General features: G+C 67.7%; 24 protein-coding genes. 8 read left to right on the plus strand and 16 right to left on the minus strand.

The features are described 5' to 3' along the window. Positions 1-23: 23 nt before the first annotated feature. Complete coding sequence (locus tag INQ42_RS11355) at positions 24-1250, plus strand: multifunctional CCA addition/repair protein (protein WP_194034364.1); 1227 nt, start codon at positions 24-26, stop codon at positions 1248-1250. Positions 1251-1281: 31 nt separating this feature from the next. Here INQ42_RS11355 and INQ42_RS11360 read toward each other — a convergent pair whose 3' ends face one another. Next, positions 1282-1668 (minus strand): VanZ family protein, encoded by a 387-nt coding sequence (locus INQ42_RS11360; protein WP_194034365.1) that lies wholly within the window; start codon positions 1666-1668, stop codon positions 1282-1284. A 26-nt stretch (positions 1669-1694) separates the two neighbouring features. Beyond that, complete coding sequence (locus INQ42_RS11365; RefSeq protein ID WP_228064362.1) at positions 1695-2909, minus strand: class I SAM-dependent methyltransferase; 1215 nt, start codon at positions 2907-2909, stop codon at positions 1695-1697. Positions 2910-2965: 56 nt separating this feature from the next. On the opposite strand from INQ42_RS11365, the gene INQ42_RS11370 reads away from it, so the two are divergent. Further along, positions 2966-3745 carry a pteridine reductase gene (locus tag INQ42_RS11370; RefSeq protein ID WP_194034367.1) on the plus strand — a complete coding sequence of 260 codons (780 nt, stop codon included), beginning with the start codon at positions 2966-2968 and terminating at the stop codon, positions 3743-3745. 6 nt (positions 3746-3751) lie between these two features. Here INQ42_RS11370 and INQ42_RS11375 read toward each other — a convergent pair whose 3' ends face one another. The 5 genes from INQ42_RS11375 to tsaD form a co-directional block, all read right to left on the minus strand. Further along, entirely contained in the window at positions 3752-3946 is a 195-nt protein-coding gene (locus tag INQ42_RS11375; RefSeq protein WP_194034368.1) for a hypothetical protein, read from the minus strand. A gap of 70 nt (positions 3947-4016) precedes the next feature. After that, positions 4017-4517 (minus strand): 2-amino-4-hydroxy-6-hydroxymethyldihydropteridine diphosphokinase, encoded by a 501-nt coding sequence (gene folK / locus INQ42_RS11380; protein ID WP_194034369.1) that lies wholly within the window; start codon positions 4515-4517, stop codon positions 4017-4019. Between the two features lie 13 nt (positions 4518-4530). Next, complete coding sequence (locus INQ42_RS11385; protein WP_228064363.1) at positions 4531-5922, minus strand: mechanosensitive ion channel family protein; 1392 nt, start codon at positions 5920-5922, stop codon at positions 4531-4533. Further along, positions 5919-6284, minus strand: coding sequence for a dihydroneopterin aldolase (gene folB / locus INQ42_RS11390; RefSeq protein WP_194034370.1), 366 nt, complete (start codon positions 6282-6284; stop codon positions 5919-5921). Before folB ends, INQ42_RS11385 begins: the two co-directional genes overlap by 4 nt. A gap of 114 nt (positions 6285-6398) precedes the next feature. Next, positions 6399-7421, minus strand: a complete 1023-nt coding sequence (gene tsaD, locus INQ42_RS11395) for a tRNA (adenosine(37)-N6)-threonylcarbamoyltransferase complex transferase subunit TsaD (RefSeq protein WP_194034371.1) — start codon at positions 7419-7421, stop codon at positions 6399-6401. A 184-nt stretch (positions 7422-7605) separates the two neighbouring features. Between tsaD and rpsU the strand changes: the two genes are divergently transcribed. From rpsU to dnaG, 4 genes are all read left to right on the plus strand, one after another. After that, a complete protein-coding gene (gene rpsU, locus INQ42_RS11400) occupies positions 7606-7821 on the plus strand; it encodes a 30S ribosomal protein S21 (protein WP_043959185.1) in 216 nt (71 codons plus the stop codon). Positions 7822-8000: 179 nt separating this feature from the next. Further along, on the plus strand, positions 8001-8447 hold the full coding sequence (locus INQ42_RS11405; protein WP_194034372.1) for a GatB/YqeY domain-containing protein: 447 nt from the start codon (positions 8001-8003) through the stop codon (positions 8445-8447). A 31-nt stretch (positions 8448-8478) separates the two neighbouring features. Beyond that, complete coding sequence (locus INQ42_RS11410) at positions 8479-9417, plus strand: YihY/virulence factor BrkB family protein (RefSeq protein WP_194034373.1); 939 nt, start codon at positions 8479-8481, stop codon at positions 9415-9417. Positions 9418-9511: 94 nt separating this feature from the next. Next, positions 9512-11233, plus strand: coding sequence for a DNA primase (gene dnaG / locus INQ42_RS11415; protein WP_194034374.1), 1722 nt, complete (start codon positions 9512-9514; stop codon positions 11231-11233). Positions 11234-11293: 60 nt separating this feature from the next. On the opposite strand, the gene cyoE is transcribed toward dnaG, so the two are convergent. From cyoE to INQ42_RS11435, 4 genes are read right to left on the minus strand one after another with little or no spacing between them, the layout of a single operon-like run. Further along, complete coding sequence (cyoE, locus tag INQ42_RS11420) at positions 11294-12226, minus strand: heme o synthase (protein ID WP_407070769.1); 933 nt, start codon at positions 12224-12226, stop codon at positions 11294-11296. Next, the gene (locus tag INQ42_RS11425; RefSeq protein WP_194034376.1) at positions 12226-13425 is read right to left on the minus strand and encodes a COX15/CtaA family protein; all 1200 of its coding nucleotides are present in this window, start codon (positions 13423-13425) and stop codon (positions 12226-12228) included. Before INQ42_RS11425 ends, cyoE begins: the two co-directional genes overlap by 1 nt. Before the next feature lie 52 nt (positions 13426-13477). Continuing rightward, complete coding sequence (locus INQ42_RS11430; RefSeq protein ID WP_194034377.1) at positions 13478-14083, minus strand: hypothetical protein; 606 nt, start codon at positions 14081-14083, stop codon at positions 13478-13480. Beyond that, entirely contained in the window at positions 14083-14826 is a 744-nt protein-coding gene (locus INQ42_RS11435; protein WP_194034378.1) for an SURF1 family protein, read from the minus strand. The genes INQ42_RS11430 and INQ42_RS11435 overlap by 1 nt, the downstream gene beginning before the upstream one ends. 80 nt (positions 14827-14906) lie before the next feature. Between INQ42_RS11435 and INQ42_RS11440 the strand changes: the two genes are divergently transcribed. After that, the gene (locus INQ42_RS11440) at positions 14907-15113 is read left to right on the plus strand and encodes a twin transmembrane helix small protein (RefSeq protein ID WP_043959192.1); all 207 of its coding nucleotides are present in this window, start codon (positions 14907-14909) and stop codon (positions 15111-15113) included. Between the two features lie 248 nt (positions 15114-15361). Here INQ42_RS11440 and INQ42_RS11445 read toward each other — a convergent pair whose 3' ends face one another. The 5 genes from INQ42_RS11445 to coxB are packed head-to-tail and all read right to left on the minus strand — an operon-like array spanning position 15362 to position 19586. Further along, complete coding sequence (locus INQ42_RS11445; RefSeq protein WP_194034379.1) at positions 15362-16240, minus strand: cytochrome c oxidase subunit 3; 879 nt, start codon at positions 16238-16240, stop codon at positions 15362-15364. Between the two features lie 38 nt (positions 16241-16278). Beyond that, a complete protein-coding gene (locus INQ42_RS11450) occupies positions 16279-16878 on the minus strand; it encodes a cytochrome c oxidase assembly protein (RefSeq protein ID WP_194034380.1) in 600 nt (199 codons plus the stop codon). Further along, complete coding sequence (locus INQ42_RS11455) at positions 16875-17015, minus strand: hypothetical protein (RefSeq protein ID WP_194034381.1); 141 nt, start codon at positions 17013-17015, stop codon at positions 16875-16877. The genes INQ42_RS11450 and INQ42_RS11455 overlap by 4 nt, the downstream gene beginning before the upstream one ends. Positions 17016-17025: 10 nt before the next feature. Further along, on the minus strand, positions 17026-18642 hold the full coding sequence (ctaD, locus tag INQ42_RS11460; protein ID WP_194034382.1) for a cytochrome c oxidase subunit I: 1617 nt from the start codon (positions 18640-18642) through the stop codon (positions 17026-17028). A gap of 44 nt (positions 18643-18686) precedes the next feature. Continuing rightward, positions 18687-19586, minus strand: a complete 900-nt coding sequence (gene coxB / locus INQ42_RS11465; RefSeq protein WP_194034383.1) for a cytochrome c oxidase subunit II — start codon at positions 19584-19586, stop codon at positions 18687-18689. Positions 19587-20006: 420 nt separating this feature from the next. On the opposite strand from coxB, the gene putA reads away from it, so the two are divergent. Next, positions 20007-23234: a bifunctional proline dehydrogenase/L-glutamate gamma-semialdehyde dehydrogenase PutA gene (gene putA, locus INQ42_RS11470; protein WP_194034384.1), complete on the plus strand. Its 3228-nt coding sequence runs from the start codon at positions 20007-20009 to the stop codon at positions 23232-23234. Positions 23235-23258: the final 24 nt, after the last annotated feature.

Below are 23258 nucleotides of genomic sequence, written 5' to 3' on the forward strand. Positions count from 1 at the left end.
CGGCGCGTGCAAGTGGTGAGCCGGTGAATATCTACCTGGTCGGCGGCGCGGTGCGCGACCGCCTGCTCGGGCTGCAGCCTGGCGACCGCGACTGGGTGGTGGTCGCTGAGACGCAGGCGTCTATGGAAGCAGCCGGCTTCAAACCGGTCGGCCGCGACTTCCCGGTGTTCCTGCATCCCGACACCGGCGAGGAGCACGCACTGGCGCGCACCGAACGCAAATCCGGGCGTGGCTACCGCGGCTTTGTGGTCGACGCCGATCCATCGGTGTCGCTGGAGGAGGACCTGGGCCGGCGCGATTTCACCATCAACGCCATCGCCCAAGATGCCCACGGTGGACTGGTCGATCCGCACGGCGGCGCCGCCGACATCCAGGCGCGGGTGTTGCGCCACGTCGGTCCGGCATTCGTGGAAGACCCGCTGCGGGTGCTGCGCGCGGCGCGCTTCATGGCCCGTTTCGCCCCGTTGGGATTCACCGTCGCTCCCGAGACGATGGCCCTGATGCGGGAGATCACCGCCTCGGGCGAGCTGGCCGAACTGGTGCCCGAGCGCGTGTGGCAGGAACTGCGCCGCGCCCTCGCCAGCCAGCGGCCCTCGGCCTTCCTGCGCACCCTGCACGAGGCCGGCGCACTGGCGGTCGTGCTGCCGGAAGTCGAGGCGCTGTATGGCGTCCCGCAACGGGCCGAGTTCCACCCCGAGATCGATACCGGCGTGCACGTCGAGCTGGTGTGCGACATGGCGGCCCGGCTGGCGCCCGGTGACGAGCTGATCGGGTTTGCCGCCCTCACCCACGACCTGGGCAAAGCGCTGACGCCCGCGCATGTGCTGCCGCGCCATATCGGCCACGAGCAGGCCGGCATTGCGCCGCTGCGGGCGCTGTGCGAGCGCCTGAAAGTCCCCACCGAGCACCACCAGCTGGCCGTCATCGCCTGCCGCGAGCACCTCAACGTGCACCGTTTCGACGAGCTTCGCGCCAGCACCGTGGTGACCCTGATCGAGCGCTGCGACGGCTTCCGCAAACCGGGCCGGATCGACCAGCTCGCGACCGTCTGCGAGGCCGACAAGCGCGGCCGCACCGGCCATGCCGACGACCCCTACCCCCAGGGCGACAGCCTGCGCGCAGCCCACGCCGCGGCACGGGCGGTGCGCACCGACGCCCTTCGGGAAGGCCTTAGCGGTCCGGCGATCGGCAAAGCGATGCGCGAGGCCCGGATCGCCGCGGTGGCCGCCGCGACCGGCAAGCGCACCTAGCTTCCTGCCGTCCCGCGTTCGCGTAGCCGGCTTACGGGAGACGCGCGTCCAGCCGCTGCAACCACCGCGCAACCGGTGTCGCCGACAGCAGCAGGCCGGCCAGCACGCCCAGCGAATTGGCCAGCGCATCGGCCACGTCGCCCATCCGGTCCGTGGTCATGCTGGCCTGGGCGAATTCCAGGCCGATGCCGAACGCGATGATGACCAGCGCCATAAGCGCCTGGGTGCGCATCCGCGCGAACAACAAAACCGCGCCCGCTGCAAGCACGCCATAGCCGAGAAAGTGCTGCACCTTGTCGAAGCCGGAAATATCCACCGGCGGCAGGTCATCGGGGGACATCAGCGAACCGACCGCCACCAGCACGAACAGCAGCAGCCACAGCGAGAGCCACAGCCACGGCCGCCGGAACGGCCGCATCAACGGCAGACGCTGCGGCGTCGCGGTCACAGACGGAAACTCAGGTCGCCGGCGAGGAAGGCGGCACCGAATTCAACGTCCTTCTCGAAGCCCATGACCTGGAACCGCTCGCCCATCTCGCTGGGCAGGGTCAGCCGCTTGACCTCGTTGATCCGCTGCTGGCGCAGCGCATCGTCCTTGATCGACTCGATGCGCTCCAGCACGCCTGCCATGCCGTTGCCCAGCAGGAAGCTGGCCTGGCTGCAGTAACCGGCAAAATCGAAACCGGCCGCATCCCCCGCTTCGGCCAGCGCGGTGAAATCCACCGACGCGGTGATGTCCTGCAGCCCCGGCCAGAGCAGCGGATCGGCGTGCATGCGGTGACGGTAGTAGGCGCGCAGGGTGCCGTCGCTGCGTTCGAGCTGGTAGTACTCGCCGCGCGGATAGCCGTAGTCGACGAACAGCATCGCCCCCCGGCGCAGTCCGCCGGCGACCGCCTGGATCCAGTACGGCAGTTGCGGCAACACCTCCGAGCGGTAGCCGTCGGGCAACGGCTCCTGCAGGCGCAGGCCGACATGATGCACGGCGCTGGCGAGGAACGCGTCGGCCAGGCGCAGTTCGCGGGCGAACCCCTGCGCGGTCGCCACCACGTGCTCCTCGTGCACCTGCCCGTCCTGCAGCACAAAGCGCGGCGTCGGCAAGGCATCGATCACCTCGTTGGCAAACACCACGCCGTCCCAGTCATCATCGAAGGGGGCGTCCAGCCACTCCACCAGGTCGAAGACGGGCCCGATCAGCGTCTCACGCAGCCGTTCGCGCTGGCGCTCGCGCAGCTGCGCGCTGGGCTCCAGGATGGCGTAGCGGTCGGGAAGCGCGTCCAGCTCCAGCAATCGCTTCAGGGCGACCTCGGCGAATGCGCCGGTACCGCCGCCCAACTCGAGGATGCGCGCCTCCGGCCCGCATTGCTGGATGACCGGGGCAAGCGATTCGGCCACGCAGGCGGCGAAGATCGGCCCCAGCTCCGGGGCGGTGATGAAGTCACCCTCGGCGCCGAACTTGCTCGCCCCCGCGCTGTAATAGCCCAGCCCGGGCGCATACAGGGCCAGCTCCATGAAGCGGGAAAACGGGATCGCGCCGCCGTTGTCGGCAATCTGCTGCTCGATGACGGCCTGCAGCTGCGCGCTGTGGGCGAGCGCTTCGGCGGCCGGTGGCGGGAGGTCGAACGGGTTGGGAGAGGCGTGGCTCACTGGGGTCGCTCGCATTGGCATTGCGGTGGGCAGTCGAGCAGGATAACGACTTGTGCCTTAAGGAATCCGCCATGTCCCGCCCCGTCGCCCTGGTCACCGGCAGCGCCAAACGCATTGGCGCGCAGATCGCCCGCACCCTGCACGCCGCCGGATACGACCTGGCGCTGCACTACCGCAGCTCTCGCACCGAGATGGAGGCGCTGGCGGCCGAATTGGAGGCGGCGCGTCCCGGCAGCACCCTGATCGTGCAAGCCGACCTGGCCGATTTCGACCGGCTGCCGGAAATGATCGTCCGCACCGTCGGCCGCTTCGGGCGGCTGGACGGTCTGGTCAACAACGCCTCAGGCTTCACACCGACGCCGATCGGCAAGGCGACGCCGCAGCAGTGGGACGCGCTGTTTGCCAGCAACGCGCGCGCGCCGTTTTTCCTCGCCCAGGCCGCCGCACCGCATCTGGCGGTCCACGGCGGCGCGATCGTCAACATGATCGATATCTACGCCGAACGCCCGCTGGCTGGCCACACGATCTACTGCATGGCCAAGGCCGCGCTGCTCATGGCGACCCGCTCGCTGGCCGTCGAGCTCGGACCGCAGGTGCGGGTCAATGCCGTTGCCCCCGGCGCAATCCTGTGGCCGCACGACGCCACCGCCGAGGACCCCGCGGCCGCCGCGCACGGATCCCAAATCCCGCCCGCCACGGCGGACCAGGCGGAAAAACTGGCACGCACGCCCCTGCAGCGCACGGGCACCCCGGCCGAGGTGGCCGAGGCAGTGCGATGGTTGCTGCAGGATGCGAGCTATTGCACCGGCCAGGTCGTGCACGTGGACGGCGGCCGGATGCTCGCCGGCTGAGGCAGGCTACTCGCCCGCAGATGCCTCGGCGCGGCGACGCAGTTCGTACTCCTTCGCTTCTTCCCCGCCTTCGTCGTTGCGGATCTGCCGGCGCAGGAACAGGTGGATGCCCAGCGGCACCATCACCAGCAGGAAGATGGAGCCGCCCAGGGACAGCCAGCCCACGGGCTTGGTCAACAGTTCAACCAGGATCGGATGCATCGCGCGCCTCCTTGTGGCGGTGTCGATGCGTCCATCGTGCCCTATTGCGGCGCGGCGATCTTGAGCGCGATCAAATCCCGACGGCGTCGTCGAGTGACACGGTGGGCAGTGCCATGTCGCGCTCGGGATGGATGTCCCACAACTGTGCGAGGGTGCGGCCGTCGCCGGGCACCACCACGTCAGGGGCGATGTCCGCCAGCGGACGCAGCACGAAGGCGTGTTGCAGGTCCGGCCGCGGGATGCGCAGGTTGCCGGGACCCGACAGCACGCGGTCATCGAACAGGACGATGTCGATGTCCAGGGTGCGATCGCCGAACCGCGGCCCGCTGCGATCGCGCTGGTGCGTGTCCTCCAGCGCGTGCAGCCAGTCGTGCAGGGCCACCGGGTCAAGCTCGGTTTCGATCACCGCCGCGGCGTTGAGGAAATCACTGCCCTCGAACCCCACAGCGCGGGTGCGGTACACCGGCGAGAGGACCATGTCACCAAAACGCTCTTGCAGTTCCTGCACCGCGCGGCGCAAGTGCAGCACCGGTTCCAGGTTGCTGCCCAGGCTGAGGTAGGCGCAGCTCACGCCGGCGCTCCGGTCATGATTCCAGGTCGTCCGATGTGCCGGCGGGCGGGCGCTCTGCTCGCGGCGCGCCACCGCCCTGATCCGTGGCGGATTGGTCACCCCCATCGGGCTTGTCCAGCTTCGTGCCGCTGCCCGGATCGATCGCATCCAGTGTCGGCGACTGCCGGCCGGTCACCAGCGCTGATACGTCCGCGCCGCTGGGCGCCTGGTACAGGCGCAGGCCGAACTCGGGCAGCATCGCGATCAGGTGGTCGAAGATGTCCGACTGGGTGTTCTCGTACACCGCCCAGGCCACGCTGTTGGTGAAGCAGTAGAGCTCCAGCGGCAGGCCGGTTGCCCCCGGCTCCAGCTGTCGCACCAGCAGGGTCATGTCCTGGTGGATGCCCGGATGCGCGCGCAGGTAGTGATAGACATACGCGCGGAAGGTACCGATGTTGGTCACCCGGCGGGTGTTGACAGGGTCCTTGCCCTTGGCCAGCAGGTTCTCGTTGTAGGCCTCCAGCTCGTGGCGCTTGTCGTCCAGATACTCGTCGATCAGGGCGATCCGGCGCAGGCGGGAACGCTCTTCCGGCTCCAGGAAGCGCACCGAGGACTGGTCGATCAACAGCGAGCGCTTGATCCGCCGCCCGCCGGACTCCTGCATGCCGCGCCAGTTCTTGAAGCTGTCGCTGATCAGGCGGTAGGTCGGGATGGTGGTGACGGTCTTGTCCCAGTTCTGCACCTTGACCGTGTTCAGCGCCATGTCGATCACGTCGCCATCGGCCTGCAGCGAGGGCATCTCGATCCAGTCGCCGACCCGCAGCATGTCGTTGCTGGACAACTGCACGCTGGCCACCAGCGACAGGATGGTGTCCTTGAACACCAGCATCAGCACCGCGCTCATCGCGCCGAAACCCGACAGCAGCAGCAACGGCGAGCGCTCGATCAGGGTCGCCACCATGACCACCAGCGCAAACACGAACACCACGATCTTGAGCACCTGCAGGTAGCCCTTGATCGGCCGCTCGTTGGCGCGGCAGTTGTTCGCGACGTACAGGTCGTTGATCGCGTCCAGAACATTGCTGATCGCCAGCGCGATGGTCAGCACCACGAACGCCCAGGCCACGTTGCGCACCACCGTCTCCAACCCGGCGGGCAGGTCGGTGATCGCGGCGATGCCGCTGGCGATGATCAGCGCGGGCACGATATTGGCCAGCCGTGCCAGCACCTTGGGCGACATCAGCGCATCGTCCCAGCGCATCGGCGTCGCCTGCACCACGCGGGTGACGACCCGGACCAGGATCATCCGGGTCAGCCAGTTGGCCAGCCAGGCAGCCAGCGCCAGGCCGGCCAGCTGCAGCACGGTGTAGGCGTAGGGGTAGGCCTGGAGCGGCTCCAGGAAGGCCAGGTTTTCGAACAGGGTCATGGCGCCACCATAGCGGCCGAGCGTTCGATCATCACGCCGACCGAGCGTGCACCGCGCACGGCGCCGGGCTTGCCCAGCTTCAGGCGCACATGGGCCACCCCGAACTCCTCCAGGATCAGCGCCGCGACGCGCTCGGCCAGGGTCTCGACCAGGCCGAAGTCGGACTCGCCGACGTAGGCGATGATCCGCTTGCTGACCGCCTTGTAGTTGAGGGTGTCCCCGATGGCATCGCTGGCGGCCGGAATCCGGTTGTCGAAGCCCATCTCGACGTCGAAGACCAGCGGCTGCCGGATCCGGCGTTCCCAGTCGTAGATGCCGATCAGGGCCTCCACTTGCAGCCCTTCGATGAATACCTTGTCCATAAACGGTTACCTGTGTGTGCCAACTGCGCAATAGAGCAGCGCATGAAAAATGGATTGGGCGTCGCGCGCGCGGGCGCGCTGGCGCGGTCGGTCGATACCCCGTCGTACCGCCGCTCAGAGCGCCGGCAGGGTCGCCATGTCCCAGCGCGGCCAGACCTGGACGCTGGCATCGCCGTGTTGCCCGGCCTGCAGGCGAAGTGCACCGGCGAAGGCGATCATCGCGCCGTTGTCGGTGCAGAACGCCGGCCGCGGGAAGCTGACCCGGCCGCCGCGCCGGGCAGCCATGGCCTGCAGTTTCTCCCGCAGCCGCACATTCGCGCCCACCCCGCCGGCGACCACCAGCGTCTCGCAGCCGGCCGCTTCCAGGGCGCGCTCGCACTTGATCGCCAGCGTGTCCACCACCGCCTCCTCGAACGCCCGGGCGATGTCGGCCCGGGCCTGGTCCGACTGGTCACTGTCGCGCCAGGCGAGCATGACCTGGGTCTTGAGCCCGCTGAAGCTGAAATCCAGTCCCGGGCGGTTGGTCATCGGCCGCGGGAAACGGTAGGCCCCGGCGACCCCCTGGCCCGCGAGCGCGGCAAGTTGCGGCCCGCCGGGGTACGGCAGCCCCATCAGCTTGGCGGTCTTGTCAAAGGCCTCCCCGGCGGCATCGTCCAGCGTCTCGCCCAGCAGTCGATAGCTGCCGATCGCATCCACCGCGATCAGCTGGGTATGCCCGCCCGATACCAGCAAGGCCACGAACGGCGGTTCCGGGCGGCCCAACGGGTCGTCCTCCAGCAGCGGTGCCAGCAGGTGGCCTTCCATGTGGTGGACCGCGATCGCCGGTTTGTCCAGCGCCCATGCCAGCGAACGCGCCACGCCGGCGCCGACCAGCAACGCGCCCACCAGCCCGGGACCGGCGGTGTAGGCCACCCCGTCGATGTCGGCAACGGCCATGCCCGCCTCATAGAGGGTCTGGCGGATCAGCGGCAGCAACTTGCGCACGTGGTCGCGACTGGCCAGTTCCGGCACCACGCCGCCATACTCCGCATGCAGCGCAATCTGGCTGTAAAGCGCATGCGCCAGCAGGCCCTCGCGGGTGTCGTAGACGGCCACGCCGGTTTCGTCGCAACTGGTTTCTATGCCCAGGACTTTCATTGGCGGTATGCGGCCTGACCGCAATCGGGGATGGCAGCAGGGTACTCCAGCCGCCCCAACGCCACGTATCTGTCGGGATTGTGCGTCGTGATGTGCGTGGTGACTTGCATAGGCGATGCGGGCCTCGCTATCATATGCGGCTCGCCCGGACTTGCCGGGCAGTTCACCCGAACCGAGATACCGCATGCCCGCCGTTAAAGTCCGCGAAAACGAGCCATTCGAGTTTGCCCTGCGTCGCTTCAAGCGCACCTGCGAAAAGGCCGGCGTCCTCGCCGAGACCCGCAAGCGCGAGTACTACGAAAAGCCGACCCAGGAGCGCAAGCGCAAGGCCGCAGCCGCCGTCAAGCGCCAGTCCCGTCGCGTCGCACGCGATGTGACCAAGCGTCAGCGCCTGTACTGATCGCCTGGTAGAATGGGCTGGATCCGGCGCTGCACAGGCGCTGTTGATCAGATTCCGTTCGACCCAGTTACCCTGACCTCGCCGGCAACGTCGCGGTCCGGGCCTCAAGCAGCAAGCCGGCCGCGCCACGATGCGCCGCCGGCTTTTTGTGTCCGCCGATTTCCTGCCGAGAACCTGCCATGACCCTCAAGCAACAGCTCACCGATGACATGAAGACCGCGATGAAGAGCGGTGCCAAGCACGATCTGGGCGTGATCCGCCTGATGCTGGCAGCGATCAAGCAGAAGGAAGTCGACGAGAGGATCGAGCTGGATGACGCCCAGGTACTGGCGATCCTCGACAAGATGGTCAAGCAGCGCCGCGACTCCGTCAGCCAGTTCGAAGCGGCCGCGCGCGAGGACCTGGCCGTGATCGAGCGCGAGGAGATCGTGGTGATCGAGCGTTACCTGCCGGCCAAGCTCGACGGAGCCGCCATCAGCGCCGCCATCGACGCGGCGCTCAGCGAAACCGGCGCGACCGGGCCGGCCGACATCGGCAAGCTGATGGGCGTGCTGAAGCCGAAACTCGCCGGCCAGGCCGACATGGGCCTGGTGTCGAAGCTGGTGAAGCAGCGCCTGAGCGCATAAGCGCGCATCGCCGCGACCGATCACCGCTGCCATGACGGACCGTCATATGCGCATCCAGGAACTCACCGAGCGACTGCAACAGAGCTGGCCGGCGAAGTTTGTCCAGCGGTTCATCGCCTACGACATTCTCGCCCTGGCAGCGGCCCTGTCGTTCTTCACCCTGCTTTCGCTGGCGCCGCTGGTGGTGATGCTGCTGTGGCTGACGACCTCGCTTTATCCCGTCGCGCAGGGCGAGTTCTTCCACCAGATCGGCCTGCTGGCGGGCCCGCAGGTGGAGCAAACGGCACGCCTGATCGTGGCCAACGCCGAACAGCAGCCTGGCACCGGCTCGCTCGCGGCGATCCTGGGTACCGCCGCGCTGCTGGTGGGCGCATCCATGGTGTTCGGCCAGCTGCAGGTGGCGCTGAACCGGGTCTTCCGCAGCGACGCGACCCACCTGGGCGGCGTGCTGGCGTGGGTGCGCAAGCGCCTGCTGTCCTTCGGCATGGCGCTGGGCGTGGGCTTCCTGCTGGTGGTCTCGATGGCCGCGCAGGCGGCGCTGGCGATCATGCTGCGCTGGTTGCCCGACCTGATGCCGGTGCTGGCGGAACTGGTGTCGTTCCTGCTCTACACGGTCGTGTTCTCGCTGATCTACCGCCTGCTGCCGGACCGCCCGGTCAGCCGGCGGCGGGCGCTCCTGGGCGGCGCGATGACCTCGGCGCTGTTCATGGTCGGGCGCTGGGCGATCGGCCTGTACCTGGGCCAGTCCACGCTGGGCAACGCCTACGGCCCGGCCGGCGGCCTGGTGGTGATGCTGGTCTGGCTGTACTACTGCGCGGTGGTGTTCCTGGTCGGCGCGCTGATCACCGCGATGCTGGATGAACACGCGCGGGTAAAGCGCCGACTGGCCGACGAGCACGCAGCCGGCGAGGCCGCCGAGGCGACCGCCGCGGCGGATCCGGCGGCGACCTCCCACGCCCCCACTGCCTGAGCCCAGCCGGCGCGCACCGGTACGGCGTCGGTGGCATCCTAACGTCCCCTTCCTGACGAGACGGATGTCCGACGGACACGCCGGACACCCCTGTATGGCCCGTATTCCCGACGCCTTCATTGACGACCTGCTCGCCCGCTCCGACCTGGTCGAGGTGATTGGCGCTCGGGTGCCGTTGAAGCGCCAGGGCAAGGAATACTCCGCCTGTTGCCCGTTCCACGACGAGCGCACGCCCAGTTTCACCGTCTCGCCGGCCAAGCAGTTCTATTACTGCTTCGGCTGCCAGGCCAGCGGCACCGCGATCAGCTTCCTGATGAACTACGACCGGCTCGAGTTCCTCGATGCGGTCGATGAACTGGCCCGCCACGCCGGCATGGAGGTCCCGCGCGACACCCTGCAGCGCAACGCCAACCCCGACGGGCAGGCCCTGTTCGACGCGATGGGCGCGGCGGCGGCGTTCTTCCAGCGCCAGCTGGCCCAGAGCCCCAGGGCCCAGGCCTACCTGGACGGACGCGGGGTCGATGCCGGTATCCGCGAGCGCTTCGGGATCGGCTATGCGCCCGACAGCTTCACCGCACTGCGCGACGCGCTGGGCACCGACCAGCGCCGGCTCGCGCTGCTGGAACGCGGCGGCCTGTTCTCCAGCAACGACAGCGGACGCAGCTACGACAAGTTCCGCGACCGGGTGATCTTCCCCATCCATGACCGCCGCGGCCGGGCGATCGCCTTCGGCGGCCGGGTACTGGATGCCCAGGACAACCCGAAGTACCTCAACTCCCCGGAAACCGAGCTGTTCCACAAGGGCCGCGAGCTGTACGGCCTTTGGCAGGTGCGCCAGGCGCACAACAGGATCCCGCGGCTGATCGTGGTCGAGGGCTACATGGATGTCGTTGCGCTGTTCCAGCACGGCGTGGACACGGCAGTGGCGACCCTGGGCACCGCGACCACGCCCGATCACGCCGAACTGCTGTTCCGCAACGCACCGGACGTCTACTTCTGTTTCGACGGCGACCGCGCCGGCCGCGCCGCTGCGTGGAAAGCGGTCGAATCGATCCTGCCGCGGATGAAGGACGGCCGCCAGGCGTTCTTCCTGTTCCTGCCCGATGGCGAGGACCCCGACAGCATCGTGCGCGCCGAAGGCGCCGCCGGCTTCGACAAGCGCCTGGCCGGGGCCACGCCGCTGTCGCAGTTCCTGTTTGACTCGCTGTCGGTCGACGCCAACCTGACGACGTTGGAGGGCAAGGGTCGGCTGGCCGAGCGCGCCAAACCGCTGCTGGCGCAGATCCCCGACGGCGCCTTCGCCGACCTGATGCAGCAGCGCCTGACCGCGTTGACCGGTGTGGGCGCGCGCGAGCCGGCATCTCCTCCGCGACCGGCCGCACTGCGCAGCCGCAACAGCCATGGCGTGGCGGCACCGCGCCGCAGCCTGGTGCGCACGGCGATCATGCTGTTGCTGCACCAGCCAGCGCTGGCGATGGAACTCGAGCCGCCCTTCCCGTTTGCCAGCCTGCAGCAGCCCGGGGTGGACCTGCTGCTGGATGTGCTGGGGGTGATCTTTGAACGCCCGGACATCACCACCGGCGCGCTGGTCGCCCACTTCGAAGGCCGCGACGAGCACGCCGCTTTGCAGAAGCTGGCGGCGACGACGGTGCCCGGCGACGACGCCGCGCCGCGGACGATCCTGCTCGACACCATCGCCCAGCTCGACCGCCAGAGCCGGCACCAGCGCCTGACCGAGTTGCAGAGCCGGTTGGCCAGCCTCGGCGATGAGGAGAAGGCCGAGCTGCGCGCTTTGTTGAGCACGCGTTTCGACTAGCGTCGGCAGCTCCGCGGCCACGAGACCCGGCCGCACCCCGCCCGCCGGCCCACGTCGCCCTCAGCCAACCGGGACGAACTCCAGCGGCGAGCCCGGCTGCAGGAACGGCAGCAGCCAGTGGTCCAGCAGCAGGAAGGCGAACAGGGCCATCAGGTAGACGATGGAGAACCCGAACACCTTCATCGCGTACATCTCGTCGGGCGGATCCATCAGGCGCCACGCGTAGTACAGGAACGCCGCGCCCAGCACCGCCGCGCCGCCCAGGTACAGATCGCCGCTCATGCCGATGATCCGCGGCAGCATCGTCACCAGCACCAGCAACACGGTGTAGAACAGGATCTGCCAGCGGGTGTATTCCACGCCATGGGTCACCGGCAGCATCGGCACCAGCGCCTTGGCGTAATCGGCGCGGCGGAAAATTGCCAGCGCCCAGAAATGCGGTGGCGTCCACACGAAGATGATCAGCACCAGCAACAGCGCGTGCGCCCAGTCCCACGGATTCTGCATGCCGGTCACGGCCGACCACCCGAGCAACGGCGGAGCCGCGCCGGCGAGCCCGCCGATGACGATGTTCTGCGACGTGGCGTGCTTGAGATACACGGTGTAGATCACCGCGTAGCCGATCATCGAGGCGAATGTCAGCACCGCGGTGAGGACGTTCACCCAAACCAGCAGGATCAGCATCGAGAGCCCCGCCAGCGCCAACGCGAACAGCAGTGCCTGCCGGGGAGTGACCTGCCCGACCACGATCGGCCGCCACGAGGTGCGGGTCATTTCCGCATCGATGCGCGCATCCAGCAACTGGTTGATGGTGGCCGCCGACGCTGCCGCCAGCCAGATGCCGAGGAAGCCCAGAACCGACTCCTTCAGCGGCGGCAAGCCTGGCACGGCGAGGAACATGCCGATCGCCGCGGTAAAGATGATCAAGGCGACCACCCGCGGCTTGGTCAGCGACCAGTACTCCCGGCACACCTTGGCGAACGTGCGCGCCATCATGCGTCCGGAGCGCGCAGACGCGCGAGCAGGGACACCAGGACAAACAGCAGCAGTACCGCGCCGGCGTTGTGCAGCACCGCCGTCCACAGCGGCAGGGCCAGTTTCACGTTGGCGATCCCCAGGCTGGCCTGGGCGATGATCGCCACGCCCAGCGCCGTCGCCCACCCGCGGATCCCCGGCGTACGCGAAAGGCGCACCGCCAGCCATAGCAGGTAGATAAACAGCACCACCGCCATCAGGCGATGTGCCATCTGGATCGCGATGCGGCTGGCGCCGTCCAGCACCCCGCCCTCGTAGTCCACCCCGATGCCGCGCCACAGTACGAAGCCTTCACGGAAGTCGGTCGGCGGCCACCAGCGGCCCACGCAGGTCGGGAAATCAGTCCCACACGCGAGCGCCGCGTAATTGGCACTGGTCCAGCCCCCCAGCGCGATCTGCATGGCGAGCAGGACCAGCCCGGCCAGGATCCAGCGGCGCAGTTTCAGCGCATCGGCAAGCCGGATCGGCAGGTCGGTGGCGCGCCACGCCATCCACAACAGCAGCGAGAACGTGAGCAGCCCGCCCAGCAGATGGCCCATCACCACCAGCGGCTTCAGCAGCCAGGTGACCGTCCACATTCCCAGCAACGCCTGGAAAACGATCACCCCGAGCGTGAAAACGGCAACCCGCGCCAGGTCCAGATTGCTCCAGCGCAGCGCCGCAAACATCAGCACCGCCTCGCCCGCCAATGCAAGTACGGCGGCGGGCACGTGCATGCCGCGCATGTACAGCGGGATCGCCACGGCGACCATCAGCGAGGCGGCGATGACCTGCGCCACCCCGTAATGGCGTCGGCGGGCGGCCAGCAGTGCGAGAGCGAGCGTGAGGACGCCCAGTGCGCCGGCGATCATGCGGTGGAACTGTTCGCGCCAGGCCTTGTGCACCTCGACCGGACGGATCGCAATGGCCGCGTGGCCGTCTCCCTGGTCCACGGTGGTGGGCCAGGCCGCACGGCCATAGCACGTCGGCCAGTCGGGGCAGCTCAGGCCGGCATCGGACAGGCGGACGAACGCGCCAAACACGATCACCCCGACGGCCAGCAGCACCGCCAGCCATGCCAGGCGGTGGAAATTGCGCGTGGGCCGGACCGTGGTGGGGCGGACGGGTTTATCGCCGGGTCGGGGACCGGGCGAAAGCTCGGAGATGGGGGCAGTCATGCAGGTCTCTTGCGGTGGAACGGCATCGAGCGTGACGCGGACAGTAACCCGATCACATCAACTTCAACAATTTGGCGAGGTCGGCGCGCAGCCCGCCGGCGTCGAATCCGGGTGCGTAGCGCAACACCACGAAGCCATGCGGGTCGATCACATACACCGGCACGCCGGCGGGGTCGGCGAGGCCGGGGATGCGTTCGCGCCATTGTCCGGCGCCTTGTATCACCTTCAGCGTCCGCGGCACTTGGGCATCCGGCGGCGGCATACAGCCATTGCTGTCACAGACCCACAACACGTGGACGCGGTCCGCATCCTTGCCGAACAGGCGCCAGACGGTATCCAGGTCATGGGCGAGCCGTTCGCACTCGCTGCCGCAGGCGTCCGGCGGGGCCAGCATGATCCGCCAGGTGCGCTCGCCGGGATTCCAGGCGTATGCGCCGCCCTCGGCCGTTTCCGGCACCAGCTCGCGCAGGTCGGTGGGCGGCTGCAGCAGTTCGCCGTGGTTCTTGCGGCCCTCGGGCTGCCATCCGGAAAACCGCAACGCACCGGCAATCAGCATGCTGCCGAAGAACAGGACACCGATCGCTACCAGCATCGTCCGGTTGCGGTTGCGCGCGCGGATATCCACCGTCGGCGGCGTCTCGGGCTGCGAAGTGCTCATCAGTGCTTGTCCATGGTCGGCGGGCGCTTGCGGCGCCGTGGTTTGCGGAAAGTCAGGATCAACGCGGTCACCAGTACCGCGAGCGCCAGGCCGAACCACTGCAGCGCATAGCCGCGGTGCTTGGCCGGTGGCAGCGTATTGGGCAGCAGGGCGAGGTCACGCTCGTAGCCCAGCGGCGAGGCCGGGTCCAGGCGCAGCACCCGCGGCGCCAGCGGTGTGCCCGCGGCGGCACTGATGGCCGGGATATCCAGGCGCAACATCAACCAGCCTTCGGCCTGCTGGGCCATGCCGGCGCCCAGCGCAATGCCGCCCGACGGAGGCGGTGCCAACAGGCCCTGGACCTCGATGTGCCCTTCCGGGCGCTCCACCGACGGCATCGCCCGGTCACCGGGCAACGGCAGCCAGCCCAGGTCCACCAGCAAAGGCTGGCCCTGGCCGGGGACAAAGATCCGGTACGCCTGCACCCCGACGCGCCCATCGCGCTGCTGGTTGTCCAGCAGCCACTGGGGGCCGGGCGCGAACTCACCGCTGCCCCGCGCCCACTGGTAGCGGTCCTGCGAGCCGGGATCGGCGGCCGCGTCGAGCCCCACCGGCTGGCGTGAGGCAAGGACCTGCGCCGCGTCGTCCAGCATCGCCTGCTTTTCCACCGCCCGCTGCGATTGCCATACGCCCAGCCGCGCGAAGCCGGCGATGACCGCCAACGTCAGCAACCAGCCCAAGACAAGCTGCGACCTGCGACTCATGTCATATCCACGCCACGCTGCGATAATGTCGACCCGCAGGCCGAAGGCCGAACTGGGCGCATCGGCGCTGGAGCATATTGATGAAGACCCTGGTGATCGTAGGCTTCCTGATCCTGATTCTCTGGAACCTGGGCGCCGGCCTGTACTACATGCTGGTCGACAAGGGCGGCAGCAAGCGAACCGTCAATGCGCTGACCCGCCGTGTCGCCCTGTCCATCGCCATGATCCTGGTCGTGATCATCGCCGCGAAGATGGGCTGGATACAGTTCCACGGCGTCAACGGCTGAGCGTGCGGACCGGTCGCCATCGAGCCCAGGAGCGGTAGCCGCATTGCCTGCGGCCGACAGCCGCGGTTCCAATCCTGCAGTTGTCGAGGGTGCAGGGCCATCACGGTCGACATCGGCACGGTCAACAGCACCACCGTCGACAGCACCGGCACCGGCACCGGCACCTGCAACAGCAGCGCTGCCTGCAGGCCGGCAGCGTCTGGCCCAGGTAGGCGTCGCGGTAGGGGTAGGCGTCGCCGATGTACCGCCTACAGCACGTACACGAAGATGAAGAGCATCAACCAGACCACGTCCACGAAGTGCCAGTACCACGCCACGGCCTCGAAGCCGAAGTGGTCGTCCTTGGTGAAGTGGCCCTTCAGGCAGCGGAACCAGATCACCGCAAGCATGATCGTTCCCAGGGTGACGTGCGCGCCGTGGAAACCGGTCAGCAGGTAGAACGTCGAGCCATAGATGCCCGAACCCATGGTCAGGTTCAGCTCCGAGTACGCGTGCATGTACTCCTCGGCCTGGAAGAACAGGAACAGGCAGCCCAGCAGCACCGTCAGCCCCAGGCCAACCAGCAGCGCCGTCCGGCGACCGGCCTTCAACGCGTGGTGGGCGGCGGTCAGCGTCACGCCGGAGGTGAGCAGGATCAGCGTATTCACCAGCGGCAGGCCCCAGGCCGGCACCGTCTGGTAGGCACCACCCACCGCGCCGGGACCGTTGCTCGGCCAGGCCGCGCTGAACCCGTCCCACAGCAGCGCGTTGGTCATCATGCCGTCGCCCGCGCCGCCCAGCCATTGCAGTGACAACTGCCGGGCGAAGAACAGTGCGCCAAAAAAAGCGCCGAAGAACATCACCTCCGAGAAGATGAACCAGATCATCCCCATCCGGAACGACACATCCACCTGGCGGTTGTATTTGCCGCTGACGGATTCGCGGATGACGTCGCCGAACCAGCCAAAGAACACCGCGATCATCAGCACCACGCCGACGATGAACGTCCAGCGGCCCCAGCTCGTCTGGTTCAGCCATGCCCCGGCACCGGTCATCATCACGAACAGTGCGACCGAACCCAGGATCGGCCAACGGCTGTGGTGCGGGACGAAATAGGCTTCTGGTGACTGGGCTTGGGCTTGGGCCATGGCGGCGGTTCCGTTATGCAAGGGGTGCGATGGAGCGTTCAGGGCGCGGACACCGGCACCGGTGCCGGATGGTCCGCCAGCGCCTGCTCGGCGGTGAGCGAGTCATTCTTGAAGAACGTGTAGGACAAGGTGAGCGTCTTGATGTCCTTGGGCAAACTGGGGTCGACGATGAAGCGCACCGGCATGTCGCGTGACTCGCCTGCCGCCATCGTCTGGGCGGTGAAGCAGAAGCACTCGGTCTTGCTGAAGAAGCCCGAGGCCCGCGCCGGCGCAACCGACGGCACTGCGCTGCCCACGATCGTGCGGTCGCTCTTGTTGTGGGCGAAATACGTCGTCTCGTACTGCTGGCCGGGGCGCACCTTCATGCTCATCTCGCCGGGCTTGAACGCCCACGGCAGCTTGGAGTTCACCCCGCCGTCGAACTGGACGGTGATGATCCGGTCCTCGTCCACCACGCCGGGCTTGCGCGATTCGCTGGCCGTGTTGTCGATGCGGATGCCGAACACCTTCTGGCAGGCAATGCGGTACAGCGGCACGAGGCTGAAGCTGAAGGCGAACGCGATCGCCGCCGCCACCAGCATCTTGGTCAGGCCGGTCGTCGCGCGCCGCGGCGCCGGCTCGGGCGTCGGGCCGCTCATCGACCGATTACCCCGGTGAGGATGAACCCGACATAGATCACCACCGCCACCAGCCCCATCCACAGCGCCGTGCGCACCGCCGCCTTGCGGCGGCCTGCGACCTGGTCAGCGGGCAATTTGGGGCGTTGGTCGGTCATTGCCAAAAACTCAGTGGGTCACGTCGCCGTGCGCCAGGTCACCATCGCGGATCACCGGGGGCAGGGTGAAGGTGTGGTGCGGCGCCGGGCTTGGCACGGTCCACTCCAGGCCACGGGCGCCTTCCCAGACACGCATGCTGGCCTTGGCGCCGAACTTCTTGGAGTGCAGCAGGATGGCGAACATCATGAACGGGGTGACGAACATCCCGAACGCACCGATCGAGCTGACCAGGTTCCAGTCGGCAAACACCACGTTGTAGTCGGGAATGCGGCGCGGCATTCCAGCCAGGCCGAGGAAGTGCTGCGGGAAGAACAGCAGGTTGACGAACACCATCGTCCACCAGAAATGGATCTTGCCCCAGGTCTCGTTGTACATGCGGCCGGTCCACTTGGGCCACCAGTAGTACACCGCCGCGATCAGCGCCAGCACCGAGCCGGTCACCAGCACGTAGTGGAAGTGGGCGACCACGAAGTAGGTGTCGTGGTACTGGAAGTCCGCCGGCACGATGGCCAGCATCAGGCCGGAGAAACCGCCGATGGAGAACAGGATCACGAAGGAGACGGCGAACAGCATCGGCGTCTCGAAGGTGATCGAACCGCGCCACATCGTGGTCACCCAGTTGAAGATCTTCACCCCGGTGGGAATGGAGATCAGCATCGTGGCGTACATGAAGAACAGCTCGCCGCCCAGCGGCATGCCGGCGGTGAACATGTGGTGCGCCCAGACGATGAAGGACAGGAACGCGATCGCCGCGGTCGCGTACACCATGGCCTGGTAGCCAAACAGCGGCTTGCGGCTGAAGGTTGGGATGACCTCGGAGACGATGCCGAACGCCGGCAGGATCATGATGTAGACCTCCGGGTGCCCGAAGAACCAGAAGATGTGCTGGTACATCACCGGGTCACCGCCGCCGGCGGCGTTGAAGAAGGAGGTGGCGAAGAACTTGTCGGTCAGCAGCATCGTGACCGCACCGGCCAGCACCGGCATCACCGCGATCAGCAGGAACGCGGTGATCAGCCAGGTCCAGGTGAAGATCGGCATCTTCAGCAGGTCCATGCCTGGCGCGCGCATGTTGAGCACGGTGGCGATGACATTGATCGCGCCCATGATCGAGCTGACGCCCATCATGTGGATGGCGAAGATCTGGAAGGCCACGTTGGAACCGCCCTGCAGCGACAGCGGCGGGTACATGGTCCAGCCGCCGCCCATCGCGCCGCCCGGCAGGAACAGGGTCATCAGCAGCATGGCGAAGGCGAACGGCAGGATCCAGAACGACCAGTTGTTCATTCGCGGCAGCGCCATGTCGGGCGCGCCGATCTGCAGCGGGATCATCCAGTTGGCCAGGCCGACGAAGGCCGGCATCACGCCGCCGAAGATCATCACCAGCGCGTGCAGGGACGTCATCTGGTTGAAAAACTCCGGATCGACGAACTGCAGCCCAGGCTGCGCCAGCTCGCTGCGGATCACCACCGAGAAGGCGCCGCCGATGATGAACATCATGAAGCTGAAAAGCAGGTACAACGTGCCGATGTCCTTGTGGTTGGTGGACAGCAGCCAGCGTTCGACGAAGCCCTGTTTGTGGGCGTGGTCGTCATGCGTATCGGTGACGGGGTGCGTGGCAGCCATGGCCTACCTCTGGGATTCGTTGGGTGTAAACGCCGGCATGGCGATCAGCGGGCGACCGCGACAGCAGCCGCGGCGTCGGTTTCGGTGGTGATTTCGGTGTCTGGCGGGAGCGCGGTCGCAACATCCGCGCCGGCCGACTTCTTCGAGGCCAGCCACTGCTGGAACTCCGCCTTGGGAACGGCCCGGACCACGATCGGCATGAAGCCGTGGTCCTTGCCGCACAGTTCCGCGCACTGGCCGCGATAGATGCCGGGAGTGTCGATGTCGGCCCAGGCCTCGTTGATGATCCCGGGCACCGCGTCCTGCTTCCAGCCCAGCGCGGGCACCCACCAGGAATGGATGACGTCGTCGGCGGTGATCACGAAGCGGACCTTGGTATCGACCGGCAGGACCAGTTCGTTGTCGACCTCCAGCAGGTAGGTCGGGTGCTCGTCATGGCCTGGCACGACCCCGCTCTGGCGGATGCGGTCGTGCTCGCGATCCATCCGGCTGACGAAGCTGACATCCTCGCCCAGGTACTCGTATTCCCACATCCACTGGTAGCCGGTCACCTTGACCGTGATTTCCGAATCGCGATGGTCGTACATCTTCACCAGCTTGGTGGTCGCCGGTGCGGCCATCACCACCAGCAGGATCACCGGGATCACCGTCCAGACGATCTCCAGCCGGGTGTTGTGCACGAAGGTCGTATCCGCCACCGCGCCGCGCGACTTGCGGAAGCGGAACATGGCGATGCCCATCGCGATGAACACCGCCACGCCGATCCCCAGGCAGATCCACAGGGCCAGCATGTGCGCGTCGTAGGCGTTGTTGGACAGCGGGGTGACGCCGCGACCCATGTTGAGCTGCCAGCGCACCGGATCCGCGCTCTGGGCGAACGCCAGCATGGGAGTCGCCATCGCGGCGAGCGCCACGGAGGTTTTCGTGAAACGACCGGCTTTCATCAATTCGAGCCCCAAAGTCCGCTTGTAGGTCAGGTGGTACCGCTGTTCCGCTCCGCGAGTCGCCGCTGCGAGGTCCGCGTTCGGCTGCCGCGGGTGGTCGAACGGTTGCTGGCGAGCCCGCGCGGGGCCCGTCACGTCGGTGGAGACGCTACGGATAGTGCTGAGAAGGGTATCCGTGCAGATGGACCGCGGCAAGCGATCTCCTGCCAGAGACGGGGCGGACTGTCCTTGACCCGGGTCATTTCGGCCTGGCCGACCCGCGGCTGAACGCGCCCATGCCGGGAGCTGAACGAGCGCCGAAACGCCCTTCGCGACTTCTCTGAAACCCCCACCGTGCAAGGCATTGCGCACCCTTTTCCCCTAGACTTCAGACCTGCCATCCTCCTGCCCCCTGTACGCCTTCCAGCCCGAGCGGTATCGATGACCACCCAACCTCCTTTCACCGGTCTGTCGACGCCGCATGCGGCGTTGATCAGCCCGGAGTTGCCCCCCGCCGGCTCCGGCGCACGTGCCGCCCTGACGGCCGCCTGGTCCCGCGACGAGGCCGAGCATGTCCACGCGCTCGTCAAGCAGGCCACCCTGCCCCCGACCGAACAGGCCGCCGTGCAGGCGATGGCCGCCGACCTGGTGCAGCGCGTGCGTGCGCGCGCATCGGAGCAAGGCGCCATCGAGGCCTTCATGCGCCAGTACGACCTGGGCAGCGAGGAAGGCGTGCTGTTGATGTGCGTGGCCGAAGCCCTGCTGCGCATTCCCGATCCACTCACCACCGACAAGCTGATCCGAGACAAGCTCGGCGATGCCGACTGGAAGCGCCACGTCGGCCAGTCCGACTCGGTGCTGGTCAACGCGTCGACCTGGGGATTGATGCTCACCGGACGGCTGGTGGACCTTGCCGATGACACCAAGCGGGACGTGCACGGCGCATTTTCCCGGCTGGTGGGGCGCGTTGGTGAGCCGGTGATCCGGCTGGCGGTGCGCCAGGCGATGCGGATCATGGGCCACCAGTTCGTGATGGGGCAGAACATCGGCGAAGCGCTGGCGCGCGGGCGTAAGGGCAGCAACGCCCATTACCGCTACTCCTACGACATGCTGGGCGAGGCCGCATTCACCGCCGCCGATGCGGAGCGCTACCTGCAGGCCTACCGCGACGCGATCATCGCCATCGGTGCCAATGCGAACTACGTGGGCAGCGACGTGTTCGCCACCCCCAGCATCTCGGTCAAGCTGTCGGCGCTGCACCCGCGCTACCAGCACGCCCAGCGCAGGCGCGTGCTCGCCGAACTGACCCCGAGGGTGCTCGAACTGGCACAGCTGGCGCGGCGCCACGGCATCGGCTTCACCGTCGACGCCGAGGAAGCCGACCGCCTGGAACTGTCGCTGGACGTTTTTGAAGGCGCCTACACCGATGCCTCCCTGGAGGGTTGGGAGGGCTGCGGCCTGGCGATCCAGGCGTACCAGAAGCGCGCTCCGGAAGTGATCGACTTCATCGCCGAACTGGCCCGCCGCACCGGCCGCCGGATCCCGGTCCGCCTGGTCAAGGGTGCGTACTGGGACAGCGAGATCAAGCGTGCCCAGGTCGACGGCTATCCCGGCTATCCGGTATTTACCCGCAAGCCCAACACCGACGTGTCCTACCTGGCCAATGCGCGGCGCATGCTGGCCGCCGCCGATGCGATCTACCCGATGTTCGCCACCCACAACGCGCACACCATCGCCGCCGTGTATGCGATGGCCAACCGCGACGGCAAGCGGGTGGAGTTCGAGTTCCAGAAGCTGCACGGCATGGGCGATGACCTGTATGCCGAGGTGATTCCCGCCGACCGCCTCGACGTGCCGTGCCGGGTGTATGCGCCGGTCGGCAGCCACGAGGAATTGCTGCCCTACCTCGTCCGCCGGCTGCTGGAAAACGGTGCCAACTCCAGCTTCGTCAACAGCATCACCGACGAGAGCGTCCCCGTTGCCGACCTGGTGCGCGATCCGCTGCAGGCCGTGGCCGCGTTCGACGGCATCCCCCACCCGCGCATCCCGCTGCCGGTGGACCTCTTCCGTAGTTACGCCGATTCACTGAAGTATTGCGACAGGAGCAATTCGATGGGCGTCAATCTTGCCGACGATGACCGGCTGCGCGCGCTGGCCGAGCAGGTCAACCACGCCGCGGCCCAGGAATGGCGCGCCGCGCCGCTGGTGCCGGGCGCCACCCCGTCGGGCGACACCCGCGCGGTCACCAACCCGGCCGATCGACGGCAGGTGGTCGGCCATTGGCTGCCCGCCAGCACCGATGTGGTGGAGAAGGCGCTCAGCAACGCCGTCGCCGCGTTCCCGAAATGGAACCTGACCCCGGCGGCTGACCGCGCCGCGATCCTGGAGCGCGCGGCCGACGTGCTGGAGTCGCGCATGGCCGAATTCATCGCCATGTGCAGCCGCGAGGCGGGCAAATCGATTGCCGATGGCGTGGGCGAGGTCCGCGAGGCGGTGGACTTCCTGCGCTACTACGCCAGCCAGGCCCGGATCATGTTCGAGCCCGAGCCGCTGCCCGGCCCGACCGGCGAGTCCAACACGCTGGAACACGGCGGCCGCGGCGTCTTCGTCTGCATCAGCCCGTGGAACTTCCCCCTGGCGATCTACCTGGGCCAGGCCGCCGCTGCGCTCGCCTCGGGCAATACCGTGATCGCCAAGCCGGCAGAGCAGACCAACCTGATCGGCTACGCTGCCACGCGCCTGATGCACGAGGCCGGCATTCCCGAGGACGTATTGCAGTTCGTGCCCGGCGAGGGCGCCACCGTGGGCGCGGCATTGACCGGCGACCGCCGCATCGCCGGCGTTGCCTTTACCGGGTCCAACGAGACCGCCAACGCGATCAACCGCGCGCTGGCGGCACGCGACGGCGCGATCGGCACCCTGATCGCCGAGACCGGCGGCCAGAACGCGCTGATCGCCGACTCTTCCGCGTTGCCAGAGCAACTGGTGCAGGACGCGATGGCCTCGGCCTTCACTTCGGCCGGCCAGCGTTGCTCGGCGGCGCGGGTGTTGTTCGTGCAGGAGGACATCGCCGACAAGGTGGTGACGATGCTCGCCGGCGCGATGGCCGAGCTCAAGGTCGGCGACCCCGGCCTGCTTTCCACCGACGTGGGTCCGGTGATCGACAACGACGCGCTGAAGATGCTGCAGAAGCACGCCGACCGCATGGACCGCGAGGCCACCCCGATCGCGGTGGTGACGCTCGGCGAAGACACCGCGCACGGCACCTTCTTCGCGCCACGCGCCTACGAGCTGCGCTCGCTCGACCAGCTTAAGAAGGAAGTGTTCGGGCCGGTGTTGCACGTGCTGCGCTGGAAGGCCGACGACCTGGACGGGGTGATCGACGCGATCAACTCCACCGGCTATGGCCTGACCCTGGGCGTGCACTCGCGCATCGATGCCACGGTGGACCGGATCGCGGCACGGGCGCGCGTTGGCAACTGCTACGTCAACCGCAACCAGATCGGTGCGGTGGTCGGCGTGCAGCCCTTCGGCGGCCAGGGACTGTCGGGCACCGGTCCCAAGGCCGGCGGACCGCAGTACATGACCCGCTTCACCACCGAGAAGACCGTCACCATCAACACCACGGCGTCGGGTGGCAACGCCTCGCTGCTGACGCTGGGCGACTGATCTTTCACCTCTGACCCGGCGTGG

Origin of the sequence: Lysobacter avium (genome assembly GCF_015209745.1) — a bacterium.
In the GTDB taxonomy this organism is placed as follows: domain Bacteria; phylum Pseudomonadota; class Gammaproteobacteria; order Xanthomonadales; family Xanthomonadaceae; genus Novilysobacter; species Novilysobacter avium.

Coding starts and splice junctions, on each gene's coding strand:
- INQ42_RS11360 (WP_194034365.1), bottom strand. CDS start 1,668: ATGCGGCCGTTCCGGCGGCCGTGGCTGTGGCTCTCGCTGTGGCTGCTG.
- INQ42_RS11365 (WP_228064362.1), bottom strand. CDS start 2,909: ATGCGAGCGACCCCAGTGAGCCACGCCTCTCCCAACCCGTTCGACCTC.
- INQ42_RS11370 (WP_194034367.1), top strand. CDS start 2,966: ATGTCCCGCCCCGTCGCCCTGGTCACCGGCAGCGCCAAACGCATTGGC.
- INQ42_RS11375 (WP_194034368.1), bottom strand. CDS start 3,946: ATGCATCCGATCCTGGTTGAACTGTTGACCAAGCCCGTGGGCTGGCTG.
- INQ42_RS11385 (WP_228064363.1), bottom strand. CDS start 5,922: ATGACCCTGTTCGAAAACCTGGCCTTCCTGGAGCCGCTCCAGGCCTAC.
- folB (WP_194034370.1), bottom strand. CDS start 6,284: ATGGACAAGGTATTCATCGAAGGGCTGCAAGTGGAGGCCCTGATCGGC.
- tsaD (WP_194034371.1), bottom strand. CDS start 7,421: ATGAAAGTCCTGGGCATAGAAACCAGTTGCGACGAAACCGGCGTGGCC.
- rpsU (WP_043959185.1), top strand. CDS start 7,606: ATGCCCGCCGTTAAAGTCCGCGAAAACGAGCCATTCGAGTTTGCCCTG.
- INQ42_RS11405 (WP_194034372.1), top strand. CDS start 8,001: ATGACCCTCAAGCAACAGCTCACCGATGACATGAAGACCGCGATGAAG.
- INQ42_RS11410 (WP_194034373.1), top strand. CDS start 8,479: ATGACGGACCGTCATATGCGCATCCAGGAACTCACCGAGCGACTGCAA.
- dnaG (WP_194034374.1), top strand. CDS start 9,512: ATGGCCCGTATTCCCGACGCCTTCATTGACGACCTGCTCGCCCGCTCC.
- cyoE (WP_407070769.1), bottom strand. CDS start 12,226: ATGGCGCGCACGTTCGCCAAGGTGTGCCGGGAGTACTGGTCGCTGACC.
- INQ42_RS11425 (WP_194034376.1), bottom strand. CDS start 13,425: ATGACTGCCCCCATCTCCGAGCTTTCGCCCGGTCCCCGACCCGGCGAT.
- INQ42_RS11430 (WP_194034377.1), bottom strand. CDS start 14,083: ATGAGCACTTCGCAGCCCGAGACGCCGCCGACGGTGGATATCCGCGCG.
- INQ42_RS11435 (WP_194034378.1), bottom strand. CDS start 14,826: ATGAGTCGCAGGTCGCAGCTTGTCTTGGGCTGGTTGCTGACGTTGGCG.
- INQ42_RS11440 (WP_043959192.1), top strand. CDS start 14,907: ATGAAGACCCTGGTGATCGTAGGCTTCCTGATCCTGATTCTCTGGAAC.
- INQ42_RS11445 (WP_194034379.1), bottom strand. CDS start 16,240: ATGGCCCAAGCCCAAGCCCAGTCACCAGAAGCCTATTTCGTCCCGCAC.
- INQ42_RS11450 (WP_194034380.1), bottom strand. CDS start 16,878: ATGAGCGGCCCGACGCCCGAGCCGGCGCCGCGGCGCGCGACGACCGGC.
- INQ42_RS11455 (WP_194034381.1), bottom strand. CDS start 17,015: ATGACCGACCAACGCCCCAAATTGCCCGCTGACCAGGTCGCAGGCCGC.
- ctaD (WP_194034382.1), bottom strand. CDS start 18,642: ATGGCTGCCACGCACCCCGTCACCGATACGCATGACGACCACGCCCAC.
- coxB (WP_194034383.1), bottom strand. CDS start 19,586: ATGAAAGCCGGTCGTTTCACGAAAACCTCCGTGGCGCTCGCCGCGATG.
- putA (WP_194034384.1), top strand. CDS start 20,007: ATGACCACCCAACCTCCTTTCACCGGTCTGTCGACGCCGCATGCGGCG.